The organism is Salipiger aestuarii (genome assembly GCF_003259905.1).
Classification (GTDB): Bacteria; Pseudomonadota; Alphaproteobacteria; order Rhodobacterales; family Rhodobacteraceae; genus Salipiger; species Salipiger aestuarii.
Genome location: NZ_QLMG01000068.1, coordinates 1 through 17,097, shown reverse-complemented (window position 1 = coordinate 17,097; position 17,097 = coordinate 1). Strand labels below are relative to the sequence as shown.

Annotated in this window: 14 protein-coding genes, 1 tRNA gene and 1 pseudogene; 8 read left to right on the top strand and 8 right to left on the bottom strand. The window is 62.7% G+C overall.

The genetic code is table 11. From position 1 onward, the window contains the following. Positions 1–226, bottom strand: a 226-nt coding sequence (locus ATI53_RS20945) for a transposase (RefSeq protein WP_146609985.1), incomplete at its 3' end; no start/stop codon positions are given. Between the two features lie 306 nt (positions 227–532). On the opposite strand from ATI53_RS20945, the gene ATI53_RS20940 reads away from it, so the two are divergent. The 3 genes from ATI53_RS20940 (at position 533) to ATI53_RS20930 (ending at position 3,194) form a co-directional block, all read left to right on the top strand. Next, positions 533–2,218 (top strand): flavin monoamine oxidase family protein, encoded by a 1,686-nt coding sequence (locus tag ATI53_RS20940; RefSeq protein WP_223866041.1) that lies wholly within the window; start codon positions 533–535, stop codon positions 2,216–2,218. Between the two features lie 17 nt (positions 2,219–2,235). Next, complete coding sequence (locus tag ATI53_RS20935; protein WP_111551287.1) at positions 2,236–2,640, top strand: c-type cytochrome; 405 nt, start codon at positions 2,236–2,238, stop codon at positions 2,638–2,640. A gap of 68 nt (positions 2,641–2,708) precedes the next feature. After that, on the top strand, positions 2,709–3,194 hold the full coding sequence (locus tag ATI53_RS20930) for a RidA family protein (RefSeq protein ID WP_111551286.1): 486 nt from the start codon (positions 2,709–2,711) through the stop codon (positions 3,192–3,194). A gap of 210 nt (positions 3,195–3,404) precedes the next feature. Here ATI53_RS20930 and ATI53_RS20925 read toward each other — a convergent pair. From ATI53_RS20925 to ATI53_RS20910, 4 genes and pseudogenes are all read right to left on the bottom strand, one after another. Further along, positions 3,405–3,624: pseudogene (locus tag ATI53_RS20925) on the bottom strand (IS3 family transposase); the annotation flags it as partial. Between the two features lie 181 nt (positions 3,625–3,805). Continuing rightward, a complete protein-coding gene (locus ATI53_RS20920) occupies positions 3,806–4,438 on the bottom strand; it encodes a tyrosine-type recombinase/integrase (protein ID WP_111551285.1) in 633 nt (210 codons plus the stop codon). 206 nt (positions 4,439–4,644) lie between these two features. Next, positions 4,645–5,889 (bottom strand): sensor histidine kinase, encoded by a 1,245-nt coding sequence (locus tag ATI53_RS20915; RefSeq protein ID WP_111551284.1) that lies wholly within the window; start codon positions 5,887–5,889, stop codon positions 4,645–4,647. A 6-nt stretch (positions 5,890–5,895) separates the two neighbouring features. Continuing rightward, positions 5,896–6,588 (bottom strand): response regulator transcription factor, encoded by a 693-nt coding sequence (locus tag ATI53_RS20910; RefSeq protein ID WP_111551283.1) that lies wholly within the window; start codon positions 6,586–6,588, stop codon positions 5,896–5,898. A 134-nt stretch (positions 6,589–6,722) separates the two neighbouring features. Here ATI53_RS20910 and ATI53_RS20905 point away from each other — a divergent pair, with 134 nt between their 5' ends. The 4 genes from ATI53_RS20905 (at position 6,723) to ATI53_RS20890 (ending at position 14,580) form a co-directional block, all read left to right on the top strand. Continuing rightward, positions 6,723–8,078 (top strand): efflux transporter outer membrane subunit, encoded by a 1,356-nt coding sequence (locus tag ATI53_RS20905; protein ID WP_111551282.1) that lies wholly within the window; start codon positions 6,723–6,725, stop codon positions 8,076–8,078. 14 nt (positions 8,079–8,092) lie between these two features. Next, a complete protein-coding gene (locus tag ATI53_RS20900) occupies positions 8,093–9,250 on the top strand; it encodes an efflux RND transporter periplasmic adaptor subunit (protein WP_111551281.1) in 1,158 nt (385 codons plus the stop codon). Continuing rightward, the gene (locus ATI53_RS20895) at positions 9,247–12,327 is read left to right on the top strand and encodes an efflux RND transporter permease subunit (RefSeq protein WP_111551280.1); all 3,081 of its coding nucleotides are present in this window, start codon (positions 9,247–9,249) and stop codon (positions 12,325–12,327) included. The genes ATI53_RS20900 and ATI53_RS20895 overlap by 4 nt, the downstream gene beginning before the upstream one ends. A 372-nt stretch (positions 12,328–12,699) precedes the next feature. Beyond that, the gene (locus tag ATI53_RS20890; protein WP_111551279.1) at positions 12,700–14,580 is read left to right on the top strand and encodes a TniQ family protein; all 1,881 of its coding nucleotides are present in this window, start codon (positions 12,700–12,702) and stop codon (positions 14,578–14,580) included. Between the two features lie 138 nt (positions 14,581–14,718). Here ATI53_RS20890 and ATI53_RS20885 read toward each other — a convergent pair. Together ATI53_RS20885 and ATI53_RS20880 are read right to left on the bottom strand one after the other, a co-directional pair. After that, positions 14,719–14,794: transfer RNA gene (locus ATI53_RS20885), tRNA-Trp, on the bottom strand. A gap of 56 nt (positions 14,795–14,850) precedes the next feature. After that, on the bottom strand, positions 14,851–15,891 hold the full coding sequence (locus tag ATI53_RS20880) for a zinc transporter ZntB (RefSeq protein WP_223865979.1): 1,041 nt from the start codon (positions 15,889–15,891) through the stop codon (positions 14,851–14,853). A gap of 317 nt (positions 15,892–16,208) precedes the next feature. Between ATI53_RS20880 and ATI53_RS20875 the strand changes: the two genes are divergently transcribed. Next, positions 16,209–16,460, top strand: a complete 252-nt coding sequence (locus tag ATI53_RS20875) for a hypothetical protein (protein ID WP_009503388.1) — start codon at positions 16,209–16,211, stop codon at positions 16,458–16,460. Positions 16,461–16,789: 329 nt separating this feature from the next. Here ATI53_RS20875 and ATI53_RS20870 read toward each other — a convergent pair. Then, on the bottom strand, positions 16,790–17,097 hold a 308-nt coding region (locus ATI53_RS20870; RefSeq protein ID WP_446000290.1), incomplete at its 5' end, for an EF-Tu C-terminal domain-related protein.

Below are 17,097 nucleotides of genomic sequence, written 5' to 3'. Positions count from 1 at the left end.
CCTCACCAAAATCGACCGGAAGGAAAACGGTCCCGCGATCCGGCGACCACAAGCCCTTCTTCTTCAGATCACGCCGCCAGCCGTAGATCTGGGAGCGCGTGATCTCGTGCCGCTGCGCCACCTGCGTCACCGACGCGCCGCCGACACCGACCTCCGACAGGATCTCGAGCTTCTCGTCTTCGCTCCACCGCCGGCGCCGCTCAACGCCCAGAACCTCGCCCAGCATGGCCCCTCCTAATAAGACACGTCGTTAAGGACGTCGTTATGCACGTGTCTTAGCTCGGAACCCCGCCGTCAGGCAGGCGGCCTCAATCGGGCGGTTACCCTGTGTGCAATGTGGCTAAACCTATTCGAAATATGGTGGCCGCCGGTAAAATTTGCCCCGCACCACTCTAAGTGCGGGGCAACCGTATTTACAGGTTTAGCAGTGCATCCGGCGGAAGGGCGAGGTTCACGTCACTTTTGCGCTGATCGCAAATCAATCAGTGACGCGGTTCTTCGCACATATTTTGACCCAACCACGAGCATCGCCATGGCAGCCACAGGTGCTCGACTTGTGAACCAGAGCCGACACTGCTTCCGATCGTTCGCGCGACTGACGTCGCGATTAAGGAAGAAATCCGAGGAATATATGTTACCAAACGAAGCCGGGATTTCGCGGCGCGCGTTGCTGTCCATGATCGGAACAGCGGCAGGCAGTGCCGTGATGTATGGAGCCATGTCCAAGATGGGCTTGGCGCAAGAATCTACTTGGACAGGTCGTCTTGACCTGCAGGGCGACCCGAAAGGCGCCAGCGTCCTGATTTTGGGCGCCGGTCTGGCCGGGATGACGGCCGCATTCGAACTCCGCAACGCCGGATACACGGTAAAGGTACTGGAATACCGCAAAAAGGCAGGCGGCCGGTGCTGGACCCTGCGCAGCGGCGATACCTACACGGAACTCGGCGGTTTCACCCAGCAGGTGGATTTCGCCGAAGGGAACTACATCAACCCTGGTCCCTGGCGAATTCCGTCCGACCACTTCGCGGTGCTCGACTATTGCAAGCGTTTCGGAGTTGAGCTCGAACCGTTCCAGCAGGTCAACTACAACGCTTATGTCCATGATACGAATGCGTTCGACGGCAAACCGCAACGCTTCAAGGAAATCGACGCCGATTTCCGCGGTGGCGTCAGCGAATTGCTGGCCAAGGTTGCCGACCAGGGCATGCTGGACCAGATGGTCACCGAGGAAGATGCAGAGATTCTTGTCAGCGCGCTGAAGGGTTGGGGCGTGCTGGATGACGATCTCGAATACGTCACGGGCGAGGCCAGCTCCTCGCATCGCGGCTGGAAAGTCCCAGAAGGCGGCGGAACCACGGGCAAGCCGGTGCCGTCAGAGATCACTCCTCTGTCGGTGATCCTGCAGTCCGGCTTGTGGTCCAAGATTAGTGGTGGTCACCACCTGCACATGCAGACCACCATGTTCCAGCCCAAGGGTGGCATGGACATGGTTGCCCGCGGTTTCGAAGGCGAGGTCGGCGACCTGATCACCTATGGTGCCAAGGTCACGCGCATCGAGAACACCGAAACCGGAGTGCGCGCAACCTGGATCCCGTCCGAGGGCGAAGGCGAGGAAACCGTCGAGGAAGCAGATTACTGCATCTGCACCATTCCGTTCTCGGTGCTCGGTCAGATCGAGACGAATTTCTCGTCACGAATGACCGGTATCATCCAGAACATGCCCTACTATTCCGCCACCAAGGTCGGGTTGGAATTCAAGCGCCGCTTCTGGGAAGAGGACGAACATATCTACGGCGGGATCAGCTACACGAACCTGCCGATTTCGCAGATCTCCTATCCCTCGACCGGCTATTTCAGCGACGGCCCTGGCGTGTTGCTTGGGGCCTATGTCTGGGGGGCCTACTCCTACCAGTTCAACGCGCTTCCCGGCGAACAGCGGGTCGAGAAGGCACTGGAATACGGCGCGCAGATCCATCCCCAGTATCACGACGAATTCAAGACCGGCGTCGGCGTCGGCTGGCACCGCGTGCCGTGGTCGCTGGGCTGTTTTGGGCAGTGGAAGGACCGCGATGCCGATTACATGGATGCCTGCCAGATGGACGGGCGTACGCTGATGGCGGGCGAACACATCTCCTACCTGCCTGCATGGATGGAAGGTGCCATCCTGTCGTCGATCGATGCCGTGAAGCGGCTTCACGAAACCGTCACGGCAACCTGAGACCAGGGGGAAGAGCCATGAAGATTAAAGCCATTGCCACCCTCTTGTGCGCCGCCGCCCTGCCCGCTACCGCGGACGAGGCACCGCGCGTCGACACGACGGGTTGGTTCGAGAATCCTTCCAAACTCGATCAGGTCGAGGGCGAGGACATCTACAATGCGATCTGCGCCGCCTGCCACATGCCGAATGGCAAAGGTGCTGTCGGCGCCGGGATGTATCCCGCGTTGGCCGGCAATGAGAACCTGTTGGGTGCGGACTACCCAATCTACGTGATCGTGAACGGTCTGCGCGGAATGCCGGCATTGGGCGGCCAGCTTGACGACGAACAGGTTGCGGCAGTCGTGAACTACATCCGCACCGGTTTCGGCAACGAATGGTCCGAAGACCCGGCCACCGCCGAAACGGTTGCCGCGTCGCGTTGACACCGTATCTTCCGGGCGGGCTAGACCTGCCCGGACAACTGAAAACCCAAGGAATGAAAGTCTAGACAATGAAATTTGCAGCCACCCTGGCCGCCGCCTTTGTCGCCTTCGGCACGATCGCCCATGCTGATGAGGTGATCCGCCACCCGATCCCAAACTCGGATTTCCCGATTCTGCAGGCGGTAGAGGTCCCAGGCGATGCCACTACCGTCTATCTCAGCGGCGTGGTTCCCGCGAAGAAGGCTGATGCCGGCGACGCGACGGGCATCGAAGCGTACGGCAACATGGAAGAGCAGACCGTATCCGTCCTGACGCGCATCGAGAAAACGTTGGTTTCGCTGGATCTGAGCATGGGCGACGTGATCAAGATGCAGGCATTCCTCGTCGCCGAGGACGGCCAGCCGGTCGATTTCAGCGGTTTCATGGCCGGATACACGCAGTTCTTCGCCACCGAGGCGCAACCGAACGTACCCACCCGCTCGGCGATGGTTGTGGACGCGCTGGCTTCGCCGGCCTGGCTGGTTGAACTTGAGGTGACGGCTGTTCGTCCGTGATTCAGCCGTGGACCGCCGCATTGCCGCGGCGGTCCACTCAATGACGAAAGCACGCCTTTTCTATCTACTTCTAATTCTTGGAACGGCCTTCTGGGGCGTATCCTTCTCGCTAGTGAAGGTGGGCGTGGGGGATGAGTCTCCCTGAATAGCCCCCGCGTTTTTTTGACCCCTTCGTGTCTCAGTTTCTGCAGCCGCTCGAAGTCGCGCTACAGACAGCATCTCCTTTCGGGCGTGCTTGCGCTTCGGGTTGTAGAACATCTCGATATAGTCGAACACGTCTTTGCCTAGCTTCCTCGCGCGTCCGGTAGATCCGTCGTCTGATCCGTTCACGCTTGAGCAGGTTGAAGAAGCTCTCGGCGACCGCATTGTCATGGCAGTTCCCACCGCGGCTCATGGAGTGCTCCAGATTGTGGGCCCGAAGGAACGCCTGTACCGACTGACCTTTACTGAGTGACCGATGCTGCGCGACTTCTCCGACGGCCGCTTTAGCGACGCCGCACCGCGGCCCCGGCAGGCCGTCCGAAGGTCCGGAATGGGCCGGGAGCGACGGTCGCCGACACATGCGCCGAACGTCCGGTCTGGGCCGGCCGCGACGGACCGGCCCCTGGCGCTCAGATCTCTACCGACTCTGCGATCGCAAGCGCATCCTCAAGCTCGACGCCGAGGTAGCGCACGGTGCTGTCCATTTTTGTGTGGCCAAGCAAGAGCTGCACTGCTCTAAGATTGCCAGTCTTCCTATAAATCTGCGCAACCTTGGTGCGGCGCATGGAATGGGTGCCGTAGGCGCTCGGCTCGAGACCGATAGAGGTCACCCAGTCCCGGACGAGGCGAGCATACTGCCGCGTCGAAATGTGAAGCCGTTCGTGAAACCTTCCCGGCCAGAGATGCTCCGACCCGACCATTAACGGGGATTCGAGCCAAGCTTCGATTGCCTTGCGGGTCCCATCGGTAATCTCGAAACTGACGGGCCTGCTTGTCTTGCTCTGAACTATCGCAGCGCGGTGCTTGACCTGCCCCGCCGCGTAGACGTCGGCGACCTTGAGCCGTACCAAGTCGCAGCCACGCAATTTGCTGTCGATGGCGAGATTAAATAGCGCCAGTTCTCGGGTCCGATGGGCGATCTCCAGCCGGACCCTGATAGCCCAAACATCCTTCGGTTGCAGCGGACGCTTCTGGCCGACGATGCGCCCTTTGTTCCAAGCGGGCCGGCAGGCACGGATTGCTGGTAGGTTGGCGGTAGACATGGCGGTTCCTCCACTCCACCGGCCCCACCACGTCCTCGGAACTTCGCCGACGCCCAACTATACCATCGATCTGCGGCGAAGGTCGGCTTCGAGCCCAAAACTGACTGTGCTGGTCTTAATATGCTTCGCAGTCGCAGCATGGGCGCGCCTCTCGTTCCCGGCCCAAAGCAGACGTCGATGCTAACCCAAACCAAAGTCCGCAAAGGTCAGACAAAAGAATGTTTGGGAGGGCCAAAAGGAATTGAGATCCTGATCAGTAGCCCGCCCTGCTCGCGGTTCAGTGCTTTTATCTCTCCTCCATGCGATCGAACGGCGCTCGCAGCGATCGCAAGACCGAGGCCGATCCCTTTTGATGCCGTTTCGGTGTCGACACGGACGAACGGGCTGAAGATCGCCTTGAGATTGGAATTGGGCACGCCCGGCCCGGTGTCCGCGATCTCGAGCACAATCCCGTCACGGTTCTGGCTGCCGGTCACGGACACAGTCTCGCCGTGGGCCGAATAGGACAACGCATTTCGGACGACGTTCTCGCAGGCGCGGTGCAGCAGTTCAGGGTTTCCCGTCAGCTCCAGTTTTTCGTCACCCCGGTATATCACACTGATTTCGTTTTCGCGGCCTTCGAAATTGGCGTCGGAAATGATGTTCTCGATAATATCAAGCAGGTCGAAGGCTTCGACCGTGCTCAATGGCTCACCGCGGTCCAGCCTTGCGAGTGTCAGGATTTCGTCGACCAGACGGTCCAGCCGGGCAATATCGCACTCCATTCGTCCAGCGAGTGCCGCACCCTTTGCTGGGTTCACTTCGATCAGGCCAACTGCCGCGCGCAGTCGGGCCAAGGGCGAGCGTATCTCGTGCGAGATGTCGTGGAACAGGCGGTTTCGGCCTTCGGTCAGCGCCTGCAACCGTTCGGCGGCGAGGTCGAAATCGCGGCCCAGATCGCGGATCTCACTGTTCGAGGTGCGCAGGCGTTCGAGGATCCGCGTGTCGAGCCGCCCGCCTGCAATCGCCTTGAGGCCTTGGCTCACGTCGCGGAGCGGGCGGGTCAGCCAGCGCGACAGAAAGATTGCCATGACAGCGCTGACCAGAGCACCGATGAACAGTGGCAGCAGGATGGGCGGCGCCAGCGAAAGGCCGTCGCGCGCGGTTTCGAGGTGGACCAGCCGCAGGCAGCCCCGCGCGGGCGTGCCGATGGTTGCAGGATCGGAACATGTTGCATCGTCCTCCAGCCGGAATTGCGGATGCCCAGGCGCGATCGTCCCGAAGTGTGAACGCGCGCCCGATGGCCCCAGCCTGTCGTAGACCAGGCCGAGATCTGTGATCAGCAACTCGGTCTCGGTTCTGCGGCGGACATCCTCGGGCGGGGTCAGATCGACGAAGTAGATCAGCGCCGAGAACAGGAGCAACGTCAGGAACGTTGCGCTCCAGATGAAGCCGAAGACCCGGACGATCATCGACGGTCACTCCCTGACGAGAACATAGCCAATACCGCGCAGACTCTGGATCGGAGAGCGGCCGTCCTCGAACGTCCCGATCTTCTGACGGATGGCGGAGACATGCACGTCGACGGCCCGGTCGTAGGAGGCAAGCGGACGGCCGAGACCCTGCAACGAAATGTCCGCGCGCGACACGGGTTTGCCGACTTGCGCGATCAGGACGTCGAGAATGTTGAATTCGATCCCGGTCAGGACGACAGGCGCGTCTGCCCAGGTCACGATGCGGCGCTGCCGGTCGATGGAAAGCGGTCCTTCGCGCTGGACACTGGCCACCGCATCGGCCTTGTCATCAGTGGGCCGGGTGCGGCGCAGGATGGCGCGGATCCGCGCGACCAGTTCTGCGGGCGAGCAGGGCTTGGCCAGGTAGTCGTCAGCCCCGAGGTCCAGGCCCGCGATCCGGTCCGCCTCGTCCCCACGGGCGGTCAGCATGAGTACCGGCACCGTGCTTTCCGCCCGGATGCGGCGCAGCACCTGAAGCCCGTCGACCTTGGGCATCATGATGTCGAGCACGACGATGTCGGCGCGCGAATCCACGATCCGTCCGAAGGCGCGTTCGCCGTCTTCCGCGATGGCCACGCGAAACCCTTCCTGCTCCATGTACTCTCCGAGCAGTCCGGTCAGTTCGGTGTCGTCGTCGATCAGCAGTATGGTTGTCATCCGGCATCCTCTTGTCCCAACCATACGGACTAAGCGCGGCGCGGAAAGCCAGCTTTTGCTAACTTTGCAAAGACTTGACACAACTTTACAATTCCCCGCGGCATACCGGTTTCGACGAATTCCGGAGTCTGCGAATGAAGATTGCCCCAGTCCTTTGCGCCGTCTGCGCCCTTGCAGGGTGCGGCGTGCCGGTGGTGCGGCCCGATGCGAGGCAGGCCGTCGCGGCGCGGTTTGACGCGGCCGTGCCGCAAGCCGGCACAGATCTGGATGTGGACTGGTGGTCGCGGGTCGGCGATACGCAACTGACGCAGATGCTGACCCTGTCGCGCGCCCGGAGCCCCGATCTGCGCACTGCCGCGGCAAATGTCCTGTCGGCCCGCGCCCAGGCGGGACAGTCCGGCGCCGATCTTTACCCCGATGTGACCGGCACGCTGTCCGCCTCCGTGGACGAGACAGAGCTTGCCGGCCGCACCGAAAGCCGCTCGGCCCTCCTGGACGCCAGCTGGGAAATCGACCTGTTCGGTAAGCTGCGGAACAACGCGCGCGCCGCAAAAGTGCGGGCGCGCGCCGAGGACGTCGCCTATGCAGGCTCCTACGTATCGCTCGCGGCCGAGGTCGCCGACGGCTACGTGGACTATCGCGCCTGCAAGCTCGCCGAAGCGGAATACCGCGACGCGCTGAGCTCGCAGCAGGACACCCTGACCGCGACGCGGAGCCTGGTCGACGCCGGGATGAGCGCGTCATCGGATCTGTCGCTCGCGCAGGCCAATGTCGCGAATGCGCAGATCACCCTCACGTCCCAGCAGGCCGACTGCAAGGTGGCGGCGCAAAGCCTGTCGCGGGTGGTCGGCGTGTCGCAAGGACAGATCGATGCGCTGCTTGCCAAGGGCGGCGGGCTCCCGTCTGCCAGGACGTTCCGCATTGCTTCGGTGCCCGCCGACATGCTGCGCCAGAGGCCCGATGTGATCGAGGCGGAGCAGCGGTTTGCCGCTGCGCTTCTGGATATGAAGGTCGCGCGCGCCAACCTCTATCCGTCGCTGACGCTCAGCGGCAGCGTGACCCACTCCGATACCAGATCCTGGTCATTCGGCCCGGCGCTGTCCTTGCCGATTTTCGACGGCGGCGCCAAGCGCGCATCGGTGGGCGTGGCTAATTCGGACGCTCTGATCGCCGCGGAAAACTATCGGTCCACCGTCCTGACGGCCGTGTCCGAGGTCGATGGTGCGCTCACCCGCCTTGAAGCGGCGCGCGCCAATCTGACCAGCGCGGAAACCCTTGTGCAGCAGTATCAAGCCTATTTCGACGCATTGGACGAGGACTGGCGGGCCGGTGGCGCCTCGCTGCTCGACCGCGAGGATGCCCGCCGTCAGGTGCAGTCCGCCCGTATCACCCGCATCAGCCAGCGCCAGGCGCTTCTGGTGCAATGGATCACGCTCTACAAGGCCGTGGGCGGGGGCTGGGTGCCCCCGACCGCCGCCGCACGCAGTTGAATCGAAAGCCTCTCATGACCCTGAAACGAAAACTGCTCCTTGCCTGCGTCGGCGCTGCCGCACTGATCGCCGTGGCGGTCCTGGCGCTGCCGAACGGCAGCGAGGCCCCGGCAGAGGCCTCCGAACCGGCGCAGACTGCCGCCGCCCTGACCGTTTCGCTCGTATCACCGCAGACGGAGGTCTGGCCGGAGTCGGTACGGGCCAACGGCTGGCTCGCGGCCTGGCAGGACGTGGTGATCTCTGCCCAGATCGGGGGACAGATGATCGAAAGCGTCAACGCCAGCGTCGGCGACACCGTGGCCAAGGGCGATGTTCTGTCCCGGTTTTCGCGTGGATCGCTGGAAAACGACATTCGGCAACTGGAGGCTGCGCTGGAATCCGCCCGCGCCTCGCTCGAGCTGGCGACCGCCGATGCGGATCGCGCGCGCAAGCTGAGCGGCGGCAGCGCGATCTCGCAGCAGCAGGCCGCCGAATACCTCTCGACCGAACGCAAGGCCAAGGCCGACGTGTCCTCTGCTGAAGCGCAACTGGCGTCGGCGCGGCTCGACCTCGACCATACGGAGGTCGTCGCCGTGACCGGTGGCGTGATCTCAAGCCGCAGCGCGGCGGTCGGCGACGTGGTGAGCGCCGGCGAGGAGCTGTTCCGGCTCGTGCGCGACGGCCGTGTCGAATGGCAGGCAGAGGTGCCGCTGAACCAGCTGCGCAACATCGAGGTCGGCACCCCGGTCAGCGTGCCGACCCCGCTGGGCGACATGCCCGGCGAGGTGCGGCGCATCGCGCCGTCGGTTTCCGAAAGCAACGGACGGGTGATCGTCTATGTCTCGCTCATGCCACCCGACGAGACGGTGCAACCTAAGACGGGCATCATGATCTCCGGCATCTTCAAGGTCGGCGAGAGCGAGGCCCTCTCGGTGCCCTCATCCGCCGTGGTGATGCAGGACGGGTTTTCCTACGTCTTCGCGCTGGAGCAGGGCGAGACGCCGACCGTTTCCCGCATCCGCGTCGAGACCGGAAGACGCCAGGACGACCTCGTGGAAATCATCAGCGGGCTGTCCGCAGACATGCAGATCGTCGAGTCGGGCGGCGCGTTCCTGTCCGATGGCTCGATCGTGCGGATTGCCGAGGCAACCGCCGCGCAGGACAACTCGACCGACGCGGAGCAAGACCGATGAACTTTTCCGCATGGTCGATCAAGAACCCGGTCACACCGATCCTCGCCTTCGTCCTGCTGACCATAACCGGATTGATGGCGTTCAACCGGCTGGACATCCAGAACTTCCCCGACATGACCCTGCCGACGATCAACATCTCGGCTAGTCTCGACGGGGCTGCTGCGGCCCAGCTGGAGACCGAGGTCGCGCGCAAGATCGAGGATCAGCTGACCGGACTGTCGCAGCTTGACTCTGTGACGACGACGATCACCGACGGATCGGTCAGCATCGCCGTCGCCTTCGAGGTCGGCAAGGATGTGCAGACCGCCGCGGACGAGGTGCAATCCGCCGTGGATCAGGCGCAAAGCGATCTGCCAACCGAGATGGATGCCCCCACCGTGTCCAAATCGACGATATCCGGCGGGCCGCTGATCACCTACGTCGTCAGTTCCGACAAACTGGACGATGCGGAACTGAGCTGGTTCATCGACAACGATTTCAAACGCGCGCTGATGTCCGTCGACGGGGTCGGTGAGGTGGGTCGCCTTGGCGGGGTGGACCGCGAAATCCGGGTCGAGCTGGACCCGCTTCTGCTGAGCGGTCTGGGCCTGTCCACCGCCGACGTGAACGCCCAGCTGGACGACGTGCAGCGCGATCTTTCCGGTGGCAAGGCCGAGATCGGGAATGGATCGCAATCCGTCCGAGTTCTGGCCGCATCGGAAAGCGTCGAGGATCTGCGCGCCCTCCCGATCCCGCTGCCTAACGGAAGCTGGGTGCGGCTGGACGAGCTTGGCACCGTCACCGACACCTTTTCGGACCTGTCGTCGCTCGCCTATCTCGACGGCAAGCCGGTGATCGCAGCGCAGATCAAGCGTCTCACCGGCTACTCCGACATTGCCGTGACGGAGAATACGCGTGAGGCCGTCGAGGAGTTCGCGGCGGAAAACCCGCAGGTGACGATCAGTGAGGCCTACAACACCATCCTGCCGGCCGAACAGAACTACTCCGCATCCATGGACATGCTCTACGAAGGGGCCATCATCGCCGTGATCGTGGTGTTCCTGTTTCTGATGGACTGGCGTGGCACGCTGCTGGCTGCCGTCGCGCTGCCCCTGTCGATCATCCCGACGTTTCTGGTCATGGATTTCATGGGCTATTCGCTCAACACCGTGACCCTTCTGGCGCTGTCGCTCGTGGTGGGGATCCTCGTCGACGACGCCATCGTCGAGGTTGAGAATATCGAGCGGCACATGCAGATGGGCAAGACTGCCTACGACGCGTCGATGGAGGCCGCTGACGAGATCGGCCTTGCCGTGATCGCCACCACGTTCACGCTGATCGCCGTGTTTGCGCCGACCGCCTTCATGGGCGGGGTCATCGGCATCATCTTCAAACAGTTCGGTATCACGGCCTGTGTCGCCGTGTTCTTCTCGCTGCTGGTCGCACGCTTCGTGACGCCGATGATGGCGGCCTACATGCTGAAATCGAAACCTCTAAAGGACGAGCGGGACGGTTTCCTGATGCGCAGCTACATGACGGTGATCCGGGGCTCGTTGCGCCGCCGCTGGATGCCGGTGCTGGGGGTGATCGTGTTCTTTGCCCTGACGGTTCTGATGCTGGGTCAGATTTCGACCGGCTTCTTTCCTGCCTCCGACGACAGCCAAACGCAGGTCACCGTCTCGACGGCACCCGGGTCGACAATCGAGCAGACCGATGCCACGTCGCGCGAGGTTTCTGAAGCGCTGGCAGGCGTGGACCACGTCCGCGCCGTGTTCCAGGCGACCGGGTCCGCATCAAGCGGCGGCATGGGGGGAGGCAGCACCACCAGTTCCGTCACATCGGCCACCATCGTGGTCGACCTGACCAACATCGACGACCGCGACGTGTCCCAGACCGATATCGAGGCGAACATCCGCCGAGCTGTGCAGGACATTCCGGGCGCGCGGATCGAGGTGGGATCGGGCGGCAACGGCACGCAACTGCAGATCACCATGGCCGGCGACAATTCCGACGCGCTGGAACAGGCGGCCGACGATCTGGGCGAAGAAATCCGCGCGAATGTCGCGGGCATCGGCAACGTCACATCCTCGGCGTCGATCCAGTCGCCCGAAATCATCATCACCCCCGATCTCGCACGCGCCGCATCCTACGGGGTGACATCGCGTGCCATCTCCAATGCAATCCGGGTCGCCACCTCGGGGGCCTACGACTCCGCGCTGTCCCAGTTGAACCTGCCCGAACGGCAGGTGCCGATCCGGGTGACGCTGGCCGAACAGGCGCGGCAAAGTCTTGACCAGATCAAGCTTATCCCGGTTGCGGGGTCGGACGGTAACGTGACGCTCGGCGCCATTGCCGAGATCTCGCTCGGGTCATCGCCGTCCGAAATCAATCGCCTCGATCGTTCACGCAACGTGTCGGTCACGATCGAGCTGAACGGGCGGTCGCTATCCGAGGTCAACGCCGAGGTCGCGCAGCTCGACGCCTATCGCAACCTGCCGTCGGGCGTGCATTTCATCGAGCAGGGGGATCTCAAGCGGCAGTCGGAACTGTTCACCAATTTCGCCACGGCGATGGCACTGGGGATCTTCTGCGTCTACGCGGTTCTGGTGATCCTGTTCCGCGACTTCCTGCAGCCGGTTACGATCCTCGCGGCACTGCCGCTTGCACTCGGTGGAGCACTGTTCCCGCTGGTCATCACGAGCACCAGCTTTTCGATGCCGGCGGTCATTGGCCTGCTGCTATTGATGGGGATCGTGTCGAAAAACTCAATCCTGCTGGTCGATTATGCGCTGGTCGCCCGCAAGGGTGGCATGAACCGGTTCGACGCGCTTGTCGACGCCTGCCACAAACGAGCACGTCCGATCATCATGACGACCGTCGCGATGTCCTGCGGCATGCTGCCTGCGGCCCTGAGCTTGGTCGAGGGCGATCCCAGCTTCCGTCAGCCGATGGCGACCGTGGTTATCGGGGGACTGATGACCTCGACAGTGCTGAGCCTCCTCGTGATCCCGGTTGTGTTCACCTTCATTGATGATTTCGAAGAAATCATCGTTCGCCGATTTCGGAAGCAAGCGAAAGCCGTAAGTGAACTGACCTAATCAATCGACTTGATTTCCTCAAAGCAGCCGTATGTTCAAGCTGCAGCGAATGACTGCAATCCGCCCGCTATGTCGGTCATGCGGGTTCTGGCAGCGTGATCCTAGCGGAATGTCCGCTTCCATGTCCTTGCGAGGGAGCATCGCACGCGCAGAGAAGGTCCAGTTCCCCCGCCCTGAGCGGATCTGGTCTCGGAGGGCCGCACTCATCATGCCCTGACCTGCCGCGCACTTGGTTGATAGCACGAAATCTGAGACCCGTTTCGCTATCGCGCTAGGCCCTTTTGCCCGGACCTGCCCCCTTGTGTTGATCCGGTCTGGACCGAGATCGATCGTTGTCCCATCTTCCGCAGGACAAGACCGATAGGAACTTCGATGCCTTTCCCACTGCCTCTCCGTCCGCTCCCGGCTCCGCGCGAAACGGTCCTGTCCTTCCTTTCGCGTTTCGCCACGATGAATGCAGCGGAGATGAGCGACTTTTCCATCGATCTCGGCCATCAGATTCGCCGCTTTCTGGACCTGGAAACCGCTGCCCTTGATTGTCTGGCCGAAGCGGCGGGGCTGGAACCTGCGATACGCGATGAACTTGCGTCTTGGACCGGCGTGCCTGCCGGCGACGTCAGAATGGCTTTCAGAGGTGAAGCCTTTGTGTCGCGCGCCCTGCGCAACCCGGTCATGCGGGGTTGCCCGTTGTGCCTGCAAGAGGATGCCCAGGCAACGCCTGGCCATCCGGAGCGGTTTATGGCGATGCGGGGCGACTGGCTGTTGCGGTCGGTCAATCTCTGCTGCCACCACCACCACCCTCTCGTGCCGCTTTGGGAGGTCGCCAAGCCTGCCGAGAGGTTCGACAGCGCGGCCCGGCTGCGCGATCTTGCCCCCAGGATCATGGCCGGGGCGTTTAATCGACCCTGCTCTGCACCGACAGATTACGATCTCTGGCTGGATATGCGCCTCGAGACCGGCGAGGATCCGACCTGGCTGGCCGGGCACGGTGTATATGCAGTAACAACGATCTGCGCGCTCTTCGGGATGGCCCTGCTGCAACATCGCTCCCCCGAAGCAAGCATTGGAGACAGGCGGGAGGCAGAGGCTCAAGCAGCCGGTTTCGCTGTGCTCTCCCAAGGAGAGGCGGCCTTCCGCCAGGCCCTGCGGGATCTCGCCCGAAGCAGCGGCGGCACGCAGATCGCGCCGCGGCAGACGTTCGGAAAGCTGTATGTCGCGCTCGACGACTACCTGACAGATGCAGCCTTCGACCCGTTCCGCACGATGCTGCGGGATTGCATTCTCGAAACCTGGCCGGTTGCCGCCGGTGAGCGCGTCTTGGGCGAGGTGCTGCCGGCGCGGCGCCTGCATACCCCCAGAACGGCGGCGAATGAGATCGGCGTCTCGACAAATCTGGTCGAGCAGATCCTGACCGATGCCGGGGCATTGCCCGCCGCGGATCCTCGCCCATCTGCGCTGCGCACCTTCGATGCCGCCGAACATGCGTGGCTTCTGGCCGAGATCCCAACACTGGTCGGACGGGGGGACATGCTGGCAGCCATGGGCGCGACCGAAGCGCAGCTTCGCACCCTACGGGAAGAGAAAATCATTTGCCCACTGACCAAGCATCCTCGGGTCAAGGCGCCCTGGCGGCTTGCCGACGGGCTGGCGCTGGTCGCGGAACTGCACGCCCTGACGCAACCCGATCCGGCCGATGGTTCTGGCTGGGAGGGGCTCCAGTTCGCGAAACAGCGCACCGGCCTGCCCGTCGGCGCAATGCTGAATGCCATCAGAGAGAGGCGCATGAGGGTTGCGTGCGATTCCGGGCAATCGGGCTATCGATCGTTCATGGTTCTGAAGGCCGAGGTCGACAGCTTGGCTGGAGCGCGCCCCCATGTCCGCCGTCGCGACGAAACGACGGCGACCGGGCAACCAGCCTCGGTCTTTGCGAACAGCATCGGCATGAGGCGCAGGGGCTGGTATCCGGCACTGCATGAGGCCGGCCACGCGCCAGCATTCTGGACTCGGCACCCTGTGACGCGGCGGGCCGTTCTTTATGTCTCTGAGGACGAAGAGGCCAAATTTCACCGCCGCTTCCTGACCCCTACGACCATGCAGAGTGAATTCGGTCTCCATCGCCAGACCTGCACCGCCCGGCTGCGCGCCGCCGGCATCAGACCGTTCTCGCCTGGTGGAGTGGACTTCGGCCCCCTTTACCTACGCCAAGAGGCCGAACCGGTGCTGCAAAAGGCGGTAGATCTTGGCCAAGGCTGATCGCGCACGTCGCATTTGACCGCAGTGTCCCGGCAAGGGCAGCAAGATCGACAGCAGGACACGTTGATCGTTCAAAACCCGTCTTTTGTCGAAAAGACGGCCTTTGGATGTCGAACAACAGTTGCGATGTCTGGAAAATGGCAGGGGCACACGGACTCGAACCGTGGGCCTACGGTTTTGGAGACCGTCGCTCTACCAACTGAGCTATACCCCTAAGGCCGGTGCACCCTTTACGAAAGGCAGCGCAGCTTTGCAAGGGGAAAGCCGGGGTCAGATCCACTTCAGTTTGCGCAGAATCACGAGCTGAACCGCGACCACTCCGACCAGCGCCCCAACAAAGATCCAGAAGGCGTTGTCATTGCCGGCGCCGGGCACACCCGCGACATTGATCCCCAAAAGGCCGGTCAGAAACCCGAGCGGCAGGAACAGGGCGGACAAGACCGACAGCATGTACATGTTGCGGTTCAGCCGGTCCGACAGCTGGCTCGCGATCTCGTCACGCACCAGCGCCATGCGGTCGCGCATCGCATCCGCGTCCTCGACGACCCTCTCCAGCGCGTCCAGTTCTTCGGCGAGGTGACGCAGGTCGTCGTTTCCCAGCCAGACGGGGTGCGCCCCTTGCAGGCTTCGCAGCGCATCCCGCTGGGGCTGAAGATAGCGCCGCAGGATGATCGCCCGACGCCGCAGTTCGACCAGCCTGGGGCGGATCTCTGGCGCCGCTTCCATCAGGACGGCCTCTTCCAGATCGTCCGCCTCGTCATCTATGCCGCTCCAGAAATTCTCGATCCTCTGGGTCAGGCGCTCGACCAGCTCGACCAGAAACGCGGCACAGTCCTCAGGTCCCCGGCCCCGGTCGAGATCGGCGGCAATATCCGAAATCGCCTGAACCGGGCGGCGCGACAGGCTGATGATTCGGTGCGGGTCGATCCACAGCCGGATCGAAACCATGTCTTCGGGTTCTTCGCCGTCGATGCTGTTTATGCCGCGCAGAATGACGATCAACCCGTCGCCGACGCGGGTGACGCGGGGGCGCGTCTCTTCGGCGACCAGCGCGTCGATGATCGTCGGATCAAGATACGACAGATTCGCGATGATCCAGCCTGGCGTATCGGGGTGCTGCGCCCGCAGGTGAACCCAGCCCAACGCATCGCCGCGCAGGGTGTCGCAGATCTCGGACGGCGCAAGGCGCGCGCCGCGGTCTGGCCCGTTGAGCACGAAGCTGGTTTCGACCACGGCGTCGGGGGATGGGGCAAGCTCTCTCATGCGGGTCAGAATAGAAGCTGCGGCGCGCGCGGCAAGCGGCCCTGCCACGCCCGGCTTCGCGGTTTGCGGGGTTGTGCATGGCTGCACAACGCCGGTGCAATTACAAAACTTTCGGGTTTCCTTAAGATAGCCTCACGAAGAATCAAAAACGCGTGAGCGCGCAGAGCCTACTGTATCAGGCCGCGCGGCAGTTTCCGACGATCTGTCATCTATTCTTCACATTCAAGATCACATCGCAGGCATTCTGCGAGAGCGATCCCGTGATTTGATAAACCGATGATCCCAAACGATATATCACATGTCCAGTACACGGACAGTCATTCACGCACCCACCGGTGCGCAGCCGATCAAACAGGAGATCACTCATGAACCGTTTTGCAGTTCTCACCGCCGCAGCCCTGACCGCAACCGCCGCCCTGACCGGCGTCGCATCGGCCCAGGCCTATAACACGGGCGACTATGCCCGCGCCACATTGGTCAAACTGGTCCCGAGCGCGGACGTCTCCGGCCTGACCAACGCCGAAGCCGTTGCCGTTCTGCAGGCCGCAAACGCCGAGACCGGACGCACGAATGCCAAAGAAACCGCATCGTCGATGATCCGCGACTTCACGAACTGATGTCGGGACGAAGGCAGGGAAAGACCCTCGGGGCTATCCTTGTCTTCTGGTCGTCAGACCGCAGGAGCAGGGGCGCCCGGTGGGCGCCCCTCATACGTCTTCGCACGATGCACATGAAAAAGCGGGCAAACGCCCGCTTTTTTTATTCCGGGATGCGCCGCCCCGAAGAGCGGCGCTGAAAGGTCATTCGGCGACCTTCGACACGGGCGGTGCCGGTCGATCATCGATTACCCGATGATCCTGGACACATCTTTAACAGCGCATCAGGCGATCATCGATTACTCGATGATCTTGGACACATCTTTAACAGCCCATCAGGCGATCATCGATTACTCGATGATCTTGGACACGACGCCCGAGCCGACGGTGCGGCCGCCTTCGCGGATGGCGAAGCGCAGGCCGTCTTCCATGGCGATCGGGGCGATCAGCTCGACGCCGAACTTCAGGTTGTCGCCGGGCATGACCATTTCGGTGCCCTCGGGCAGCGTCACCGTGCCGGTCACATCCGTCGTGCGGAAGTAGAACTGCGGGCGGTAGTTCGCGAAGAACGGCGTGTGGCGGCCGCCTTCTTCCTTGGTCAGGATATAGACCTCGGCCTCGAACTTGGTGTGCGGCTTCACCGAGCCGGGCTTGCACA

Excerpts from the sequence above, each read along its gene's own strand:
- ATI53_RS20930 (WP_111551286.1), top strand. The coding sequence starts at position 2,709 with ATGAAATTTGCAGCCACCCTGGCCGCCGCCTTTGTCGCCTTCGGCACG.
- ATI53_RS20900 (WP_111551281.1), top strand. The coding sequence starts at position 8,093 with ATGACCCTGAAACGAAAACTGCTCCTTGCCTGCGTCGGCGCTGCCGCA.
- ATI53_RS20915 (WP_111551284.1), bottom strand. The coding sequence starts at position 5,889 with ATGATCGTCCGGGTCTTCGGCTTCATCTGGAGCGCAACGTTCCTGACG.
- ATI53_RS20905 (WP_111551282.1), top strand. The coding sequence starts at position 6,723 with ATGAAGATTGCCCCAGTCCTTTGCGCCGTCTGCGCCCTTGCAGGGTGC.
- ATI53_RS20875 (WP_009503388.1), top strand. The coding sequence starts at position 16,209 with ATGAACCGTTTTGCAGTTCTCACCGCCGCAGCCCTGACCGCAACCGCC.
- ATI53_RS20890 (WP_111551279.1), top strand. The coding sequence starts at position 12,700 with ATGCCTTTCCCACTGCCTCTCCGTCCGCTCCCGGCTCCGCGCGAAACG.
- ATI53_RS20935 (WP_111551287.1), top strand. The coding sequence starts at position 2,236 with ATGAAGATTAAAGCCATTGCCACCCTCTTGTGCGCCGCCGCCCTGCCC.
- ATI53_RS20920 (WP_111551285.1), bottom strand. The coding sequence starts at position 4,438 with ATGTCTACCGCCAACCTACCAGCAATCCGTGCCTGCCGGCCCGCTTGG.
- ATI53_RS20895 (WP_111551280.1), top strand. The coding sequence starts at position 9,247 with ATGAACTTTTCCGCATGGTCGATCAAGAACCCGGTCACACCGATCCTC.
- ATI53_RS20910 (WP_111551283.1), bottom strand. The coding sequence starts at position 6,588 with ATGACAACCATACTGCTGATCGACGACGACACCGAACTGACCGGACTG.
- ATI53_RS20940 (WP_223866041.1), top strand. The coding sequence starts at position 533 with ATGGCAGCCACAGGTGCTCGACTTGTGAACCAGAGCCGACACTGCTTC.